The sequence below is a fragment of the Pseudobutyrivibrio sp. OR37 genome (assembly GCF_900113655.1).
Classification (GTDB): Bacteria; Bacillota; Clostridia; order Lachnospirales; family Lachnospiraceae; genus Pseudobutyrivibrio.
This window is the reverse complement of the sequence record NZ_FOQF01000022.1, coordinates 16,345-30,837: the sequence shown is the minus strand read 5'-3', so window position 1 is coordinate 30,837 and position 14,493 is coordinate 16,345. Positions and strand designations below refer to the sequence as shown.

The window sequence follows — 14,493 nt, the reverse complement described above, 5'->3', positions numbered from 1 at the left end:
ATTGACAAAATCTGGCAAGAATTACATATGCAACACAATTGACTATCATAATTAAAAAAATTATAATAATCAATGTGAAAAATATGTGAATATTTTTTGAAAAAACAGTGAGAAAGGGAACGGATTAGTGAAAAAGTTACGAAAAATCGTCACAGTAAGGCGTATTGTGGCGTTGGCAATGTTGTGCACATTGCTATTGAGTAGTACAGCTGTATATGCGGATACAGTTGAAGATGTAAATGTAACATCTGAAGAAGTGGTTCAGGAAACTTCTAAATCAGTTGAAACTAGTTCTAGCGACAAAATAGAAGAAACTAAAACAGAAGTAGAAACTAAAACAGAAGCAGAATCTGAAAAGAAGGAAGAAACTCTTCTAGATGTGCTTGAATCAAAGGTTAAGGCGATTTTGGGAGATGGAAATCCTGGGGCAAATCCTGGAGGAAATAATCCACCAGTACCTGGCGGACAGCAGCCAGCTCCACAGCCAGCTCCAAAGCCAACATGTGACAAGCATGTATTAGATGAAACCAAAGGTGTAACCTATGAGCCTGTCGAGGGTGAACAAAAGGATGAAGAATGGGGTATATGTAGTGTATGTGGTGAAAAGTATTTAGTAGATACTATTAATTGCCAAATAGACACTGCTGAATCTATAGAATACGAGTCTACCGATGATGATCATCACATGGTTTCAGGTAAATGTTTACATTGTAAACGCGACATGAACTACGAAGAAAAATGCGATTTCTCAGTACAAATTAACGGAACCAAGAAATGGAAATGTTCAAAAGAAGGCTGTGTAAATGTTGATGACAGAAGTGATCAAAAAGTAGTTTTAGGCGTTTCATATGAAGCTGAAGATGGAACTCCAATAGAGCCTTCAACAATTCATAAGTATGTTGATGGAGACAACAGTATAGAATACAAAGTATTTGATAAAAAAATAAAAGTTGTTGCAACTGTATCTAGTGAGTTATTGAATGATGAAGATGAAGATGTGTGGGCAAACAAGGTATATGTTAATGCACATTATTATTACAATGGTAAGTTTGATGATATGCCAATGAATTTGATTAATTTAGAAACAGATGCTAACGGCAATAAAGTTGGAACTTATGCGTGGACGACACCTGAAGAATTGGTTGCACCAATAACTATTTCGAATGTTAATGTAAAATTTAGTATGGGTTATAAAAAACTCAATGGCCTAATAAGGACACTCAGACAGAAGAAGGGTAAAGAGTATGTCTATCCATATTATATCGTAAGAAATGTAAACCCAACAGAACACATTAACTTACTTGAAACTACAAGAATTTACGCTGGAGATTGGGAATACGATGGCGAAGATAATAAATGGTATTCAAGTATTCTTAACGAAAACAGACCTAAAGATATCACAGTTGTATACGAAGGTTTGCTTGGTGGTGTAGTAGATAACGCAACTTTAACAGAACAGCTTTCAAATGAAGCTAAGGGTTCTTCAATAAAGCAGGCTGTTGATCCAGATATTCAATATGTTTGGACAGATAATGGGGAAGGCTTCATTGGTTATCAGACAAAATTAGCCTTTAACGTTCCAGCTGATACACGAGTTAAAGATGGCGAGCATGTATACAAGCTTTCAGGTTCAATGCTTGGCGCAAGACCTGAAAAGGAGGATACAGTTAGCACATTTGTTGATAATACAGTTCCTGATTATAGAATCAAGTATATATCTACAGCAGATAAGAAAAATGAAAAGTATTATGCTGCAGATGTAACTGTAGAAGTTGAAGCTGTTGATGAATTTATCAATTATAATAAATCATTCTTCAACGTAACAAATCAAACAGATTCAATTTACTTCGATGATGAAGAGACAAACATCGCATCAGCATTAGTTAATGCAGAGACTGTGCATGTTGTTGAAGGTCAAATCGTCGATTTAGCAGGTAACACAAAGAAAATCGAGGAAGATGAATTTATTGTCGATAAGACAGCTCCAAAGGTATATGTAACTCTTGATGGTGAAGCTCACCATGAAAAGTACTTCAACGCAGATAGAACTGCTACTATAAAACTTGAAGATGAGAACCTTGCACCAGAGGATGCAGATATTCATAAGGTAGATATTTCTTCAAAGGTTGGAACTCCTAAATATACAGCTATGACAGGTTCTGAAAAGTCATACACAGGTACTATTGTATTTAACGAAGATGGTGTTTATCAGATTCGTGGCTGCTCAATTACTGATAGAGCAGGTAATACATGTGAGTTCCCTGCAGAAGGCTCTACAGATAAGTGTCAGTCAGAGTTTGTAATTGATAAGACAGCTCCAACATTTAATGTTGAATTTGATAATAATAGTGCTCAAAACGGTATGTACTATAAGGCTGGTCGTACAGCTACCATTTCTTTCAAGGAAGTAAACTTTGATAAGGATTTGGTTACTGTAACAAAGAACTCAGGTGAAAAGAGCCCACTTCCAGCATTATCTGCATATTCAAATTCAGAAAAGAAGCATGTAACAAAACTTTCTTTCAATCAGGATGGTAGATATGGATTTATCGTTGATTGTGAGGATTTAGCTGGTAACACTGCAAAGCAGTATGTCAGCGATGATTTTGTAATCGATTTAACAATGCCTGAGCTTGAGATTACAGGTGTTCAGGATATGTCAGCTAACAATGGTGTGGTTGTTCCTGTTATCAAATCAAAGGATACAAATATCACACAGGCTAGTACAGAGATTTCCCTCACTGGTTCTAACAATGGCAAGGTTAATCCTTCAATCAGAACAGAGGGACAGTCAGAGAATATTACATATACAATTTCTGATTTAGCTCATGAAAAGAGCAATGATGATCTTTACACATTAAATGTTAAGCTTACAGACTTAGCAGGAAATGTAGTAGAAAAGACACTTAAATATTCTATCAATAGATTTGGTTCAATCTTCGTACTTAGTGATGCAACAAAGGCTATGGTGGACAATTATTACGTAACAAGTCCACGTGATGTTGTTGTAACAGAGATTAACGTAGATGAACTTACATATAAGGAAGTATCTGTTTCAAGTGAAGGAAATGTAAAAGAGCTTTCAGAAGGTAGAACATATAAGGCTAGTGATTACACAAACAATAAGGGTTGGCATTCAATCAGCTATACAGTAGATTCAGCTAACTTCAAGAAGGATAGTGTTTATACAGTTACTGTATATTCTGAGGATAGAGCTTCTAACAAGCAGAGTAACCAGACAAAGGATGCTGAGGTTGAATTCCTTATGGATGCAACAGCACCAAGTGTAGTTGTAGCAGGCCTTGAAAATGAAGGCGTTTATGAAGAAGCAAGCCATGATTTCTCAATCAATGCTGTAGATACAATGGGTGTATCAAAGATGAGTGTAATCGTAAATGGCGAAAAGATTGCAGACTACACAGGTGAAGAGCTTCTTAAGAACGGTGGAACAGAGGTATTCACACTTTCAACTAAGGATGATTACCAGAAGGTAGAAGTTATTTGTTCAGACGTAGCTGGAAATGAAACAAAGTTAGCATACAATAACATTCTTGTTTCAGAGAAGGCAGAAGAACTTATTGTTGAAGGCGGATTAACTCCAACATATGCTGGTGGTGATAAGGTTGAAGATATCATCACAGGCGCTCCAATCAATAAGATTATTATCGTGTTTGCAGTAATTGCTGCAATTGCGTTAATTGGTGGTGGAGTTGTTGTAGTTAAGAAAAGCAAATAATAGCGGTATATAACTGGAAAACCAGTATATATAAAAAAGCCAAATAGGAGGAAAATGAAAAATGGCAAATCAGATTAGAATTACACCAGATCAGATGAGAGAGAGAGCAAATCAGTATCGTAACGAGGCTGATACAGTTAACGGAGTTATCTCTAACATGGATTCTCTTCTTTCAAATCTTCAGGCTGAGTGGGAAGGTTCAGCAAGCGAGTCATACGCTGGACGTTATGAGGAGCTTAAGCCAGGATTCCAGAAGGCAGAAGAGCTCATCAGAGAAATCGCTTCAGCACTTGATTCTACAGCATCAATCGTAGAGTCTACAGATAGCGATATTGCAGCACAGTTTAGAGCATAATAATCTCTACAAAATGGATGCGGCAGGCTGTTTTGGTCTGCCGCTATTTATTAGAAGAATCAATTGTTTGATTAAATAATAAAAATAACTAAATGTTTTATTATTTAATCAACCTATTGAATAAAGGGATATAAGAGTAAGGAGTAATAGTAGTAAATGAAAAAAAAGAATCAAATAATTCAGTTAGTAGGGATAGATTATGAAAATAATATGTCGTATGTAGCGATGTCATTCAGAGGTGGTAACGCGACAAAGTATTTCGTAATTAATGGAAATAAGCAATTTAAATCAAATTATGCTTTTTATAATATACTTTTCCAATATTTCAGAGAAGAGGAAGGGATGGAAGATTTAGATTATGATATTCAAAGAGCCTATTCTACAATATCATTTTGTTGTGAAAGTAAGTATGTTGTTGAGAAGCTTAATTATATTTTGAATAATATCTATAAAAAAGATTATAAAGAGTCCAGCTTTATTATTGCAAAAGAAAAAGCGAAACGTGCGTTCTCTAATGCATATAAAGAAGAAGAATTCAGAGGCATATTTACTGCATATGAATTTTCAGAATTTAACAAAGGCTTTAAACTAGCGGATTTAATAAGAGATATTGATGCTATCACATATGAAGATTTTGTACATTGCTCCGAAATATTACTAAACCCTTCTAATAGTTATATAACTATCTGCGGTAAGACAGCAGATATAGATTGTTCAAATATTATTTATGAGGTGAATAACAAAGAAGAAATAAGTGATGTTAGAATTATAGGAAATGGTGCAGATCCATATTTACGAAGGGATTGCCATGCAATAAAACTTGGCAGAAATAATATAAATATAAGTGTAGTAACATTTGATTTTTTTGAAGCAAATATTACAAACTATGAACGTAAAATAATTGTAGATATATTAGGCGAGTTGTTAGGCGGATATAACAAAGTTGCCTGGGTGGATTCTTTAGATTCAAGCATAATAATTGCTACAACTAAATTAGAAGAGCAGCGAAAAAAGATTCTTCAGCTTGACGAAAAAAGCTTTAATAAATGCAAGAATAGTTTAAGAAAAAAGTATTATGAATTGATTAAAAATGGACCAAAAGAATATGCGAAGTATACATCTGGTCTTATGACAATTAAAATAGCATTTTCAGAATATATGAACTACCTTGAAGACTGTAATTACGAGGTATTCAATGAGCTTGTCAAGTTATGTGATTACAAGGTAACAGAAGCACAAGTAGTCTTCCAGAAAGGAGTTGCATAATGAGCGAATTTTGTTTAGATAAAGAAAAATTTGAGGAATTAACAACTACATATCAGAACGATTCGGAACAAATAAAAAAAATTGAGTACAAATTAGATGAGGGAGAAATACTTTTGGACTCAATTGATAAATACAATCAGTGCCTTGATGAGTTTAAATCTGCAATAGATTTGTTTGGAACCCTTATGGATCAAGACATCAATAGCATGAAAACTATAAAGGCTAATTGGATGAATCTTGACCAAAAGATGGCTGAAATTACATTAAAAGATTTAATATTTGGAAAGAAAGGTTAAGATATGACAAATCAAGGATCAATGTATTTAAGAAATGAAGATTTATCTAGTATATATGAGCAAACATCCTCTTATGGAACAACTATTGAGGATACATTTTATGAAGCATATAAAAATGCATATAAACTCTCGAATACAAACTATTTTAGAGGTGAGGCAGCAGATGCATTTAAAAATTATATATCGTTGGGTGCTGTAAACATAATCACAGAATTTATGGATATTATTAACGACATTACACTTTTGATAAATACTTATGCTATAGCTTTTAATCTATACGAAATACAAAGTGATGGAAGAGTAAAAGAAGAAACTTTAGATAGCATAAATACAAAATTAAGCGGCTATAAAGATGTTTTTACCAATTCAGAGGAAGAATTGTGCGATGTAAAAAATCTGGCAGAAAAGTATATAACAATACAGCCTTTGGAATTAAATGAAGTAGAAGACGAATATATAAATTTAAATGCTAAGATTGAAGAAATAAGAAATAATCTATATGGAGTTGATAGTGAAGCATGTAACGAAGCCGATAGGGTTATAAATAGAATCAGTGATTTAAAAACCTATATAACAAACTTAAAGAGCTATTGCTATGATGAAGATGGAAATCTGAATACCGATAACTTAAAGTATATAGATAGTCAAGAATGGTTGATGCAAGCTGGGAATGTAGCATTAAAGCTTAAATTAGAGGAGGATCCATTTGTATATGTAGCCGGAGAAACAACCATTGATGAAGGCCAATGGGCTGCGGGGTTGTGTTCAGATGTATATATATATGCTGGTTATCAGCTAGGAGCAGCATCGGGTGAAGCAGGAATAGAAAATGGTACATATTTTGCAAGAGCTAGAGTTGCAGGACTACAGTTTAGTGCATATGGACAGGTTACTGATTATATTAGAGGACAAGCGGAAGCAAAAGCTGATTTTGTTGAGGGAAATGCAGAAATAGGACCCAATGGATTTAGAGTAGAAGGTGCAGCGGGAGTAGCCAAAGCAGAAGGCTCTATAGTTGTAGGATCAGAAAATGTTAATTTTAAGGTAAATGGTGAAGCTAAATTTATGTGTGCAGATGCAACTGTGGCTTGTGAGTTTGAAGACGATGGAGAATATGCTGTTGGTTTCAAAGCTGGAGCTACAGTGGCGGAAGCAAAGGTGGAAGGCAGTTTTAGTCTCTTAAGTCTTCAAGCTGAGGACAATGAAGATAATAAACTTGATTTATTAGGATTCAGTGGTACCGTTGGTGTAACTGAAGGCGCAGAAGCAGCTTTATGGGCTGAAAATAAAAAAGCTATTGATACAGATTATGTGGATGTATATGCTACTTCATTAGAGGTCAATTTGGGATGTGTATTAGATGTTTCAGTTAAAGTGACTATCCCAACAGTAAGTATTGATTTACCTTGGTAGATATAATATAAGGAGTAATTAAAATGATAGATAAAAGGAATTGTACAGCTATTACAACAGGAAAAATTAAGGAATTAAGAAGCCGCGGTCTAAACAAAGCAACTATGATTATAGTTGAATATTGTGTAGATGGAGTTACATACGAAGTACAAGAGGGAATCAAGCTAAAAAGCGAGGCAATAAAGATAGGGTTTATACCTATCGGCCAAAAAAAGAGTCCTGTAATGGGCGATGTGAGTGTTGGAAGTAATACATCTATTAGCTATAATCCACAGAATCCAGCAGAAGCATTTATTACGAATAATAGAGGATTTTTGATTGCCTAACAAATATATAGAAAGAGGTTTTTATAATGGATTTACAGAGTCTACGAGATGCTTTAAATGCAAAAAAAACTGAAAAACAAGGTTATTTAAAAACAGCAGCAGACATTAAAGTTATCTACGACAGGATGAAAGAAGATAAAGATGCTGTAATAGGGTACAAGAAAAGTGTCAAATCTTTTATTGATGAAGAATATTCTACATTTAAAGGGGATTTATTTGTAAACACCTATCAGGCTAAAGGAAATGAATTGATTAGTGCATATGAGACTGTAATTACAAATATAGATACAAATCTTGACAGATTAAATAATGCAAAATGTGATTATGAAAATAAAGCATATGCTTGTGATCCTATTATTGGACATTTAGAAGGATTGATTAATTCAATCATCACTTCTATACAGAATCAGTTAAATTAGGAGGCATAAATGGAGATAAAGGTTATAGTTGCAAAGCAACATGAAAAGCAACTAGAAAATGAAACTGCAGCACGTATTATTAAAACTGTAGAGGAACAGTTAAATGCTAATAAAATAGAATATCAGGAAAATACAATTAACTATATTTATTTAGATGGTTTATATCAACACAAAAACAGAAGTATGCTGACGGCAGGTGTTTTTCTAAACGCTTTGGACAAAAAAGTTACAGCAATTAAAGGAACATTAAGACTAAAATATAAAAATGAATCGGCATCTATAGCAAAGGCTATGATAGATTTTGATAATGAATATATGGGAGAACTGAATCCAGGAGAAGCGTTATATTTTGAAATAAATATTCCAGTGAAGGGATTGAGTGAAGACAAGGAATTTAAGATTGTGGATATAGAAGGTACTTTTGAAGATGTAATTGTGCATTATTAAAATAGTAATTAAAGGAAATATGCGAGGAAGTAAGAATGAAAAAAATAGTGAACGTGATACTTGTTTTAACAGTATGTTTTTCTATGTGCGCTTGTGGGTTTTCAGTGAGTACAGAAACTTCAAGTACAGGACAATTGACTACATCTATTAACAATAATAAAGTTAAACTCAATCACTCAGAATATGAATTTCCTGAAGGATATAGTTTTAAAGATGGAAAGATAAAATCACCTGTCGGAATGTCTTATGTTCAAATATATAATAGAGAAGATGAAGTAGTAGGTGTATGTGCAGACGGATATTATACAGAAACTATTTCAAAGGATACTATGAAGGATGCGGTTAATACAGTATATAAGGCAGCCCATAATGTTGATAGTTCATTACAGCTTACAGATGATTTATTTGTAGAAGGAAAAAATCTTATATTATTAACCATTTCGCTAGATGATGGTAGTGCCATCTTTATAGGTAAGCTAGGGACTCCTGATTTCGCATATATAACACAGAGTAAATCTGATAAAGACAATATTATGCAGGATTATCTCGAACAAGTGGTACTACAGCTTGGTAATCAGGAAGATTATGAAATTCTTTTTAGCGAGGATAAATAGAAAGGGAGTTCATTATTTGCGAATAATAATGTTGCCATGATTAAAAATATCTCGCTGTTTACATGTTAAGAAGGCGAGATATTTTTTATGTCTGCATGTCAAATAGTTTTGTGACCTGTTGGCTTAGAGAGTAGAAGTAGGAGAAAAAGAAAATGAATACATTAAATATATGGATGATGATAGTAGGATTGGAATTACTTTTAGTAATAGTTGTAATAATTATAGGTGTGCTTCTTATTCTAAGAAACAAAAATGAAAGTGATGTACCTAGAGAAGTAGCTTCTGATGTTAAAAAAATAAATTCAAGTCAGAGCAGTAAGAAAACAGAAAAGAAAAATAAATCATCATACACAGGCCCACAGTACATGAATATTGCTCCAGTAAAACCAGAATATAGTGATGCAACAACAATTTTAAGTAATGCAGCACTTAATCCAGTAGAGGATGGGGCAACAACAGTACTAGGTGCAGCAGAATTATCAAATAACATTTCATTAGGAACATTGACACGAAAGAAGACTAATGAAGAAGTTAAGATTAGTAAAAATGATTATTCAGTAGGAAAAGATAGCATTAATGCAGATTATTGCATCAGCGACAACAAAGCTATTAGCCGACAGCATTTATTATTCACATTAGGTCAGAACGGTGTATACGTAAAAGACTGTAATTCAACAAATGGTTCTTGGATTAATGGCATCAAGCTTGAAAGCGGAAGACAAGTATTAATAAAAGATGGGGATGTATTAAAGCTTGCTAATGAAGAGTTTGTGTATGGAGCGTAAGAAAAGTAATATATAAAGGGTAATGAAAAAATGGATATTTTTAATTCAAAATTTAAGCTTGACGCCTATTCTGATATAGGAAATAAAAAGAAGGTGAATCAAGATGCGCTTATTGTAAAACAGGCACGAACAGGCAATATTGGTCGTGTCTGTTTTGCGTGTTTATGCGATGGAATGGGGGGCTTGGCCCAAGGCGAGGTCGCTAGTTCATCGTTAGTAAATAGAATGGGACAATGGTTCCAAAATGAATTTCCACATATCATTTCTGTGGAGGATGTTACTGAAGATTTATCTGTATGCGGTGATACAAAACCAGATTTCATGCGTCAGATACAGGCACAGTGGGAAATGATAGTCAGACAGATAAATCAAGGTCTTAAGCAGTATGGTTATGAACAAGGATTTAAATTGGGGACAACTACTGTTTGCCTGCTTATTATGCAAAACGAGTATTTGATTATGAGCGTAGGAGATTCTAGAGCCTATATGTTTAATAAAAAGGACATTAAGCAAATTACTCATGATCAAAGCTATGTGCAGCAGCAGATGGATTTGGGACGCATGACAAAAGAAGAGGCAGAAAAAAGTCCTGATAAGAGTGTACTGTTACAGTGCATAGGAGCATCAGAAAATGTATATCCTGATTTTTTCAGAGGAAAAGTGGAGGATGGTTCAAACTTTTTATTATGCTCAGATGGACTGTGGCGCTTGCTTTCAAATGATGAAATCATTAAGTATGGTAGCCAAAAGAATGGCATTAAAAAGATGACTGAATTAGTCAAGTCCCGTGGTGAGACAGATAACATTTCAGGTTTAGTAATTGGAGTATAGATATGTTAGAAATAGGATCCTTAATAGATAACAAATATAAAATATTAAATAAGATTGGACAGGGCGGAATGAGTACCGTATACCTGGCAATGAATGAAAGAGCCAATAAGCAATGGGCTATAAAAGAGATTAGAAAAGATGCTATGGCAAATTCTGATATTACACTTCAGAGTTTAAAGAACGAAATTGAAATGCTTAGAAATCTATCACATCCAAACCTGCCAAGCATTATCGATATTATTGACTATGATGATTCTTTGCTAATTGTTATGGATTACGTAGAAGGAAACACTCTTAGTAAGGCTGTCAACGAATATGGACCTCAGCCTCAGGAATACGTAATTGAATGGGCAAAGCAGCTTTGTAATGTGTTAGGTTATCTACACTCACAGAATCCACCTATCATATATCGAGACTTAAAACCTGGAAATATAATGCTTAAGCCTGACGGAACAATCGTGCTTATCGATTTTGGTACAGCTCGACAATACAAGGAAGAGAATGTGGAGGATACTACATGTCTCGGAACAAGAGGCTACGCGGCACCTGAGCAGTTTGGAGGTCATGGTCAAACAGATGCTCGTACAGATATTTATTGTTTGGGCTCTACAATGTATCACTTGGTTACAGGTAAGAACCCTAGCGAACCACCATACGAAATGTACCCAATCAGGTATTGGAATGGAGCGTTATCGCAGGGCTTAGAACAGATTATTCTTAAATGTACTCAGCTAGATCCAAGCAACAGATATCAGAACTGCGCAAAGCTACTATATGACCTTGATCATTATGATGAGTTAGATAATTCATATAGACGTGGTGAGAAATTAAAATTAGGTATTTTCTGTACTGCAGCAGCATTAGCCCTTGCAGCAGGAATCGGTTCCTTTGCCTCATACAGACATGCTAGCAAGTTCCAAATGGTAAGTTACGACAGTATGCTGGAGCAAGCGACACGTGTTGAGACAATTGATGGAATGAAGGAAGCACTTATAGACACAATTTCAGTGGACCCAGCAAAGCCGGATGCATATATAAGTCTGATAGATAAAATTTATTTAGTAGATGATGTATTTACTGAGGATGAAGCATTAGAGATAAGAGAGCTGTTAATCAGAACTCAGGGAAAGGCTACATACGAGCAGTTGCTATCTCAAAATGAAGAAGCATATAGCTTGTTTGCCTATAGACTAGGTCTTGCATATTTCTATAACTACAACGGTGAAGGAAATAAGCAGCAATCAGCATATTGGTTAAAGAAAGCGGCAGATGGTGGATTGGATGAAGCCAGAACAGCAAGAGCAAAGCGATTAGGCGCTATTGCAGATTATTATATCAATCTTGGAAGTGTTGATAAAACAGGTGATACAAAGGTTGATTATAAGCAGTATTGGGAGGATTTGGTTGCCGTATCCAGCGGAAATATCGCAGAAATAGATAATGCAAACACAGCATTAATCATTTACAAGGAAATGGCCTCACAGATTTATTCAAACATTCAGAACTTCGCAAAATCCGGAGTTAGCTATTCGGACATGGAGCTTCAGCTTATAAACATAGAAAAGCATGTGAAGGAAGATATAGCTGGAACAGATGCTGAAGATAACGAAATGGTAAAGGAGCTGGAGGAAGAGCTCAATACAAATATAGAAAAGGCTAGACAAGCTATTATGCTAGCTGAATAGGGTGATTATTATGATAGTAAGTACAGATGCAACAAACGTAACAGAACAGATGAAGTTTTACCAAACACTAGGACTAAGTCTGTTAATCATAGCTATTGTGTTTACCATAATGGCAATAGTATTTTTTTTCCTACTTAAGATACCACATTCTATAAAAGTTCTTACTGGAATGGGTGTAGAAAAGGAAATCAGAAAGATTTCATCGACTACAAAGACTGGTATGGAGTATGTTGGTCAAAAACATCAGAAGGCATCATTGTCTTGGAATACATCGGGATTATTAAAAAACAATACTTCAGAGAGCGAGGAAACAGTTTTACTTTCAGAGGTAGAAGCAACAACAGTTTTAGATTCCGGTAATGAAGATGAGGGAACCGTTTTATTGAGTGAAACAAATATACCTGCATCTGGAAGTGTTGCCGGATTTGAAATAGAGGATGAAATTGTAATTACAAACGATGTGATGAATAAGGGGATAGATCATGAATAAGAAAATAGTAGCAATGTTAACAGCAACAGTTGTTGCACTAGGAATTATGACTACAAACTATAGCAGCATAGCCTATGCTGCTGAAGCAACAGAAGCCACAGAGCAGGTAGAGGGAGAGGCTCCTGTATCTGATGAAATGCAATCAGAAGAAGCTTCAGAAGCTTCAGAAGTTGAAGAAGAAACAGCAAAAGATGAGAAAGAAATGGACAACATCGATAGAGCTAAAAATGGTGTTGTTCAGATTAACTGTGTTTATAAGACTAGTGATAACATAAGCCATATTTTAAGGGGTGCATCAGGAATTCTTATTGGAGAAGCTGATGGAACAGAATATGTTCTTACAAGTCTTGCATTAATGACACCAGATGACGAAACAAAGAACAGCTTTTTAACAGCTCTTGGTGTTAGTGCTGATGACAGAGAGCGAGCAACTCTTAGCTACGAAGTTGTTATTGAAAATGATATGACAACAGAGGCTTCGTTGGTTAACAGCAGTATTGATCTTGATTTAGCTGTATTCAAGCTATCACAGTCTTTGTACAACAGAACACCAATGACATTCTTATATTCTGCTGACAATAATAAGAGTGATTACAATTCAGTGAGCAGTGCATATGCTTTAGGATTTCCAGATGCGATTGTATTTGAAACAAATGAAGTCTATTACTCAAATGACAGAGTAAACAAAACATCAGGACAAATCTGCAATATCATCGCAGAAGGTGATACACAGTGGGTTGAGCATACTGCCCAGGTTGGAGAAAACAATGCAGGTGGACCAATTATCACAGAAGATGGATATGTAATTGGTATGAACACACTTAGAGCTGAAGGAAATTATTACTATGCAACCAGCTCTAACACAATTGTTAAGGCATTAAATGGAATGGGACTTGCATTTTCAAGCAAGACATTTGCAGATTTACAGGCAGAAATAGAAGCAGATAAGCCTGCACCAGTGGAGCCACAGGTTATTGAAAAACAGGAAAAAATCCCAGTTTGGGTAATTGTTATGACAATCGTATTAGCAGTAGTTGTCATCGTTTTAGTAGTTGTAGTGATTATTATTCTGGTAAAGGGAAATAAGTCAAACGCTGCTAAAAAAGAGGAGCCAGTAAAGGTAAGTCCAACAGCACAGTACCGTGCTCAGTCTACAGTTCCAGCAGGATTTGCAGGAGATTCAACCAGCTCTGATACAACAGTATTAGGCGCAGGCACAAGCGTAAGTGATTCTATGACTGGTACAAACATGGCAGCACCATCCCAGCAGTTGAATGGTGGCTACCTAGAGCGTACAAAGAACAATGATAATATTGCAATCACAAAGACAAACTTCTGCATAGGTAAGGATGATTTACATTGTGATTACTGCATCCGCGATAACAACACAATCAGTAGACAGCATGCGGTATTTACAATCAAAGGCAACAGTGTTTTTGTAGAAGACAATCATTCTAAGAATGGCACATTCCTTAACGATGTAATGCTTGTGGCAGGCCAGCCACAGGAGTTACGCGTAGGCGATGTTATTAAGCTATCAAATGAGGAATTTGTGTACAGAAAGTAGGGGTTAGGTATGGATACAAAGATAATCATCAGATTTAAAAATGTTAAAGAGAATCAGGAATTCGATATAGAGGTTCCGCTGGATATTACTGCAAATGAATTAATCTACGGCTTGAAAAACAGTTTTAAGCTGCCAATAGATATGGATGATCCAGTACAGTGCTATATGCGTGCGGAAAACCCAATAGCATTAATTAGAGGCGAGGCTACACTTGAAAGCCTCGGCCTCAGAAATGGGTCAGTTATTTTTTACGAAAAATAGTA

At 35.2% G+C, this 14,493-nt stretch carries 15 protein-coding genes; all 15 read left to right on the top strand.

Features of this window, described 5'->3' with window-relative positions; all coding sequences use genetic code 11:
* The first annotated feature begins 127 nt into the window (after window positions 1-127).
* The 15 genes from BM097_RS10965 to BM097_RS10895 all read left to right on the top strand — a co-directional run bounded on the left by BM097_RS10965 (window position 128) and on the right by BM097_RS10895 (window position 14,491).
* Entirely contained in the window at window positions 128-3,736 is a 3,609-nt protein-coding gene (locus BM097_RS10965) for an Ig-like domain-containing protein (protein WP_143084984.1), read from the top strand.
* A gap of 61 nt (window positions 3,737-3,797) precedes the next feature.
* Complete coding sequence (locus BM097_RS10960; protein ID WP_090549434.1) at window positions 3,798-4,091, top strand: WXG100 family type VII secretion target; 294 nt, start codon at window positions 3,798-3,800, stop codon at window positions 4,089-4,091.
* 156 nt (window positions 4,092-4,247) lie between these two features.
* Window positions 4,248-5,357 carry a hypothetical protein gene (locus tag BM097_RS10955; protein ID WP_090549429.1) on the top strand — a complete coding sequence of 370 codons (1,110 nt, stop codon included), beginning with the start codon at window positions 4,248-4,250 and terminating at the stop codon, window positions 5,355-5,357.
* Window positions 5,357-5,653 (top strand): hypothetical protein, encoded by a 297-nt coding sequence (locus BM097_RS10950; protein ID WP_090549426.1) that lies wholly within the window; start codon window positions 5,357-5,359, stop codon window positions 5,651-5,653. Before BM097_RS10955 ends, BM097_RS10950 begins: the two co-directional genes overlap by 1 nt.
* A 3-nt stretch (window positions 5,654-5,656) precedes the next feature.
* The gene (locus BM097_RS10945) at window positions 5,657-7,066 is read left to right on the top strand and encodes a T7SS effector LXG polymorphic toxin (protein WP_090549422.1); all 1,410 of its coding nucleotides are present in this window, start codon (window positions 5,657-5,659) and stop codon (window positions 7,064-7,066) included.
* A 23-nt stretch (window positions 7,067-7,089) separates the two neighbouring features.
* A complete protein-coding gene (locus BM097_RS10940) occupies window positions 7,090-7,392 on the top strand; it encodes a DUF3592 domain-containing protein (protein WP_090549419.1) in 303 nt (100 codons plus the stop codon).
* A gap of 26 nt (window positions 7,393-7,418) precedes the next feature.
* The gene (locus BM097_RS10935; RefSeq protein ID WP_090549415.1) at window positions 7,419-7,811 is read left to right on the top strand and encodes a hypothetical protein; all 393 of its coding nucleotides are present in this window, start codon (window positions 7,419-7,421) and stop codon (window positions 7,809-7,811) included.
* Between the two features lie 9 nt (window positions 7,812-7,820).
* Window positions 7,821-8,258 carry a hypothetical protein gene (locus tag BM097_RS10930; RefSeq protein ID WP_090549412.1) on the top strand — a complete coding sequence of 146 codons (438 nt, stop codon included), beginning with the start codon at window positions 7,821-7,823 and terminating at the stop codon, window positions 8,256-8,258.
* 104 nt (window positions 8,259-8,362) lie between these two features.
* A complete protein-coding gene (locus BM097_RS10925) occupies window positions 8,363-8,872 on the top strand; it encodes a hypothetical protein (RefSeq protein ID WP_143084983.1) in 510 nt (169 codons plus the stop codon).
* A 152-nt stretch (window positions 8,873-9,024) separates the two neighbouring features.
* The gene (locus BM097_RS10920; protein WP_090549406.1) at window positions 9,025-9,657 is read left to right on the top strand and encodes an FHA domain-containing protein; all 633 of its coding nucleotides are present in this window, start codon (window positions 9,025-9,027) and stop codon (window positions 9,655-9,657) included.
* 30 nt (window positions 9,658-9,687) lie between these two features.
* Window positions 9,688-10,488: a PP2C family protein-serine/threonine phosphatase gene (locus tag BM097_RS10915; RefSeq protein ID WP_090549403.1), complete on the top strand. Its 801-nt coding sequence runs from the start codon at window positions 9,688-9,690 to the stop codon at window positions 10,486-10,488.
* A 2-nt stretch (window positions 10,489-10,490) separates the two neighbouring features.
* Complete coding sequence (locus BM097_RS10910) at window positions 10,491-12,173, top strand: serine/threonine protein kinase (protein ID WP_090549400.1); 1,683 nt, start codon at window positions 10,491-10,493, stop codon at window positions 12,171-12,173.
* A 10-nt stretch (window positions 12,174-12,183) separates the two neighbouring features.
* Window positions 12,184-12,663 (top strand): hypothetical protein, encoded by a 480-nt coding sequence (locus BM097_RS10905; RefSeq protein WP_090549397.1) that lies wholly within the window; start codon window positions 12,184-12,186, stop codon window positions 12,661-12,663.
* Window positions 12,656-14,230 (top strand): FHA domain-containing protein, encoded by a 1,575-nt coding sequence (locus BM097_RS10900; protein ID WP_090549394.1) that lies wholly within the window; start codon window positions 12,656-12,658, stop codon window positions 14,228-14,230. Before BM097_RS10905 ends, BM097_RS10900 begins: the two co-directional genes overlap by 8 nt.
* A gap of 9 nt (window positions 14,231-14,239) precedes the next feature.
* Window positions 14,240-14,491: an EsaB/YukD family protein gene (locus BM097_RS10895; RefSeq protein ID WP_090549391.1), complete on the top strand. Its 252-nt coding sequence runs from the start codon at window positions 14,240-14,242 to the stop codon at window positions 14,489-14,491.
* The last annotated feature ends 2 nt before the right edge of the window (window positions 14,492-14,493 follow it).

Bases quoted from the DNA above. Each gene is read 5' to 3' on its own strand.
- BM097_RS10960 (WP_090549434.1), top strand. From the start codon at position 3,798: ATGGCAAATCAGATTAGAATTACACCAGATCAGATGAGAGAGAGAGCA.
- BM097_RS10955 (WP_090549429.1), top strand. From the start codon at position 4,248: ATGAAAAAAAAGAATCAAATAATTCAGTTAGTAGGGATAGATTATGAA.
- BM097_RS10950 (WP_090549426.1), top strand. From the start codon at position 5,357: ATGAGCGAATTTTGTTTAGATAAAGAAAAATTTGAGGAATTAACAACT.
- BM097_RS10945 (WP_090549422.1), top strand. From the start codon at position 5,657: ATGACAAATCAAGGATCAATGTATTTAAGAAATGAAGATTTATCTAGT.
- BM097_RS10940 (WP_090549419.1), top strand. From the start codon at position 7,090: ATGATAGATAAAAGGAATTGTACAGCTATTACAACAGGAAAAATTAAG.
- BM097_RS10935 (WP_090549415.1), top strand. From the start codon at position 7,419: ATGGATTTACAGAGTCTACGAGATGCTTTAAATGCAAAAAAAACTGAA.
- BM097_RS10930 (WP_090549412.1), top strand. From the start codon at position 7,821: ATGGAGATAAAGGTTATAGTTGCAAAGCAACATGAAAAGCAACTAGAA.
- BM097_RS10920 (WP_090549406.1), top strand. From the start codon at position 9,025: ATGAATACATTAAATATATGGATGATGATAGTAGGATTGGAATTACTT.
- BM097_RS10915 (WP_090549403.1), top strand. From the start codon at position 9,688: ATGGATATTTTTAATTCAAAATTTAAGCTTGACGCCTATTCTGATATA.
- BM097_RS10910 (WP_090549400.1), top strand. From the start codon at position 10,491: ATGTTAGAAATAGGATCCTTAATAGATAACAAATATAAAATATTAAAT.
- BM097_RS10905 (WP_090549397.1), top strand. From the start codon at position 12,184: ATGATAGTAAGTACAGATGCAACAAACGTAACAGAACAGATGAAGTTT.
- BM097_RS10900 (WP_090549394.1), top strand. From the start codon at position 12,656: ATGAATAAGAAAATAGTAGCAATGTTAACAGCAACAGTTGTTGCACTA.
- BM097_RS10895 (WP_090549391.1), top strand. From the start codon at position 14,240: ATGGATACAAAGATAATCATCAGATTTAAAAATGTTAAAGAGAATCAG.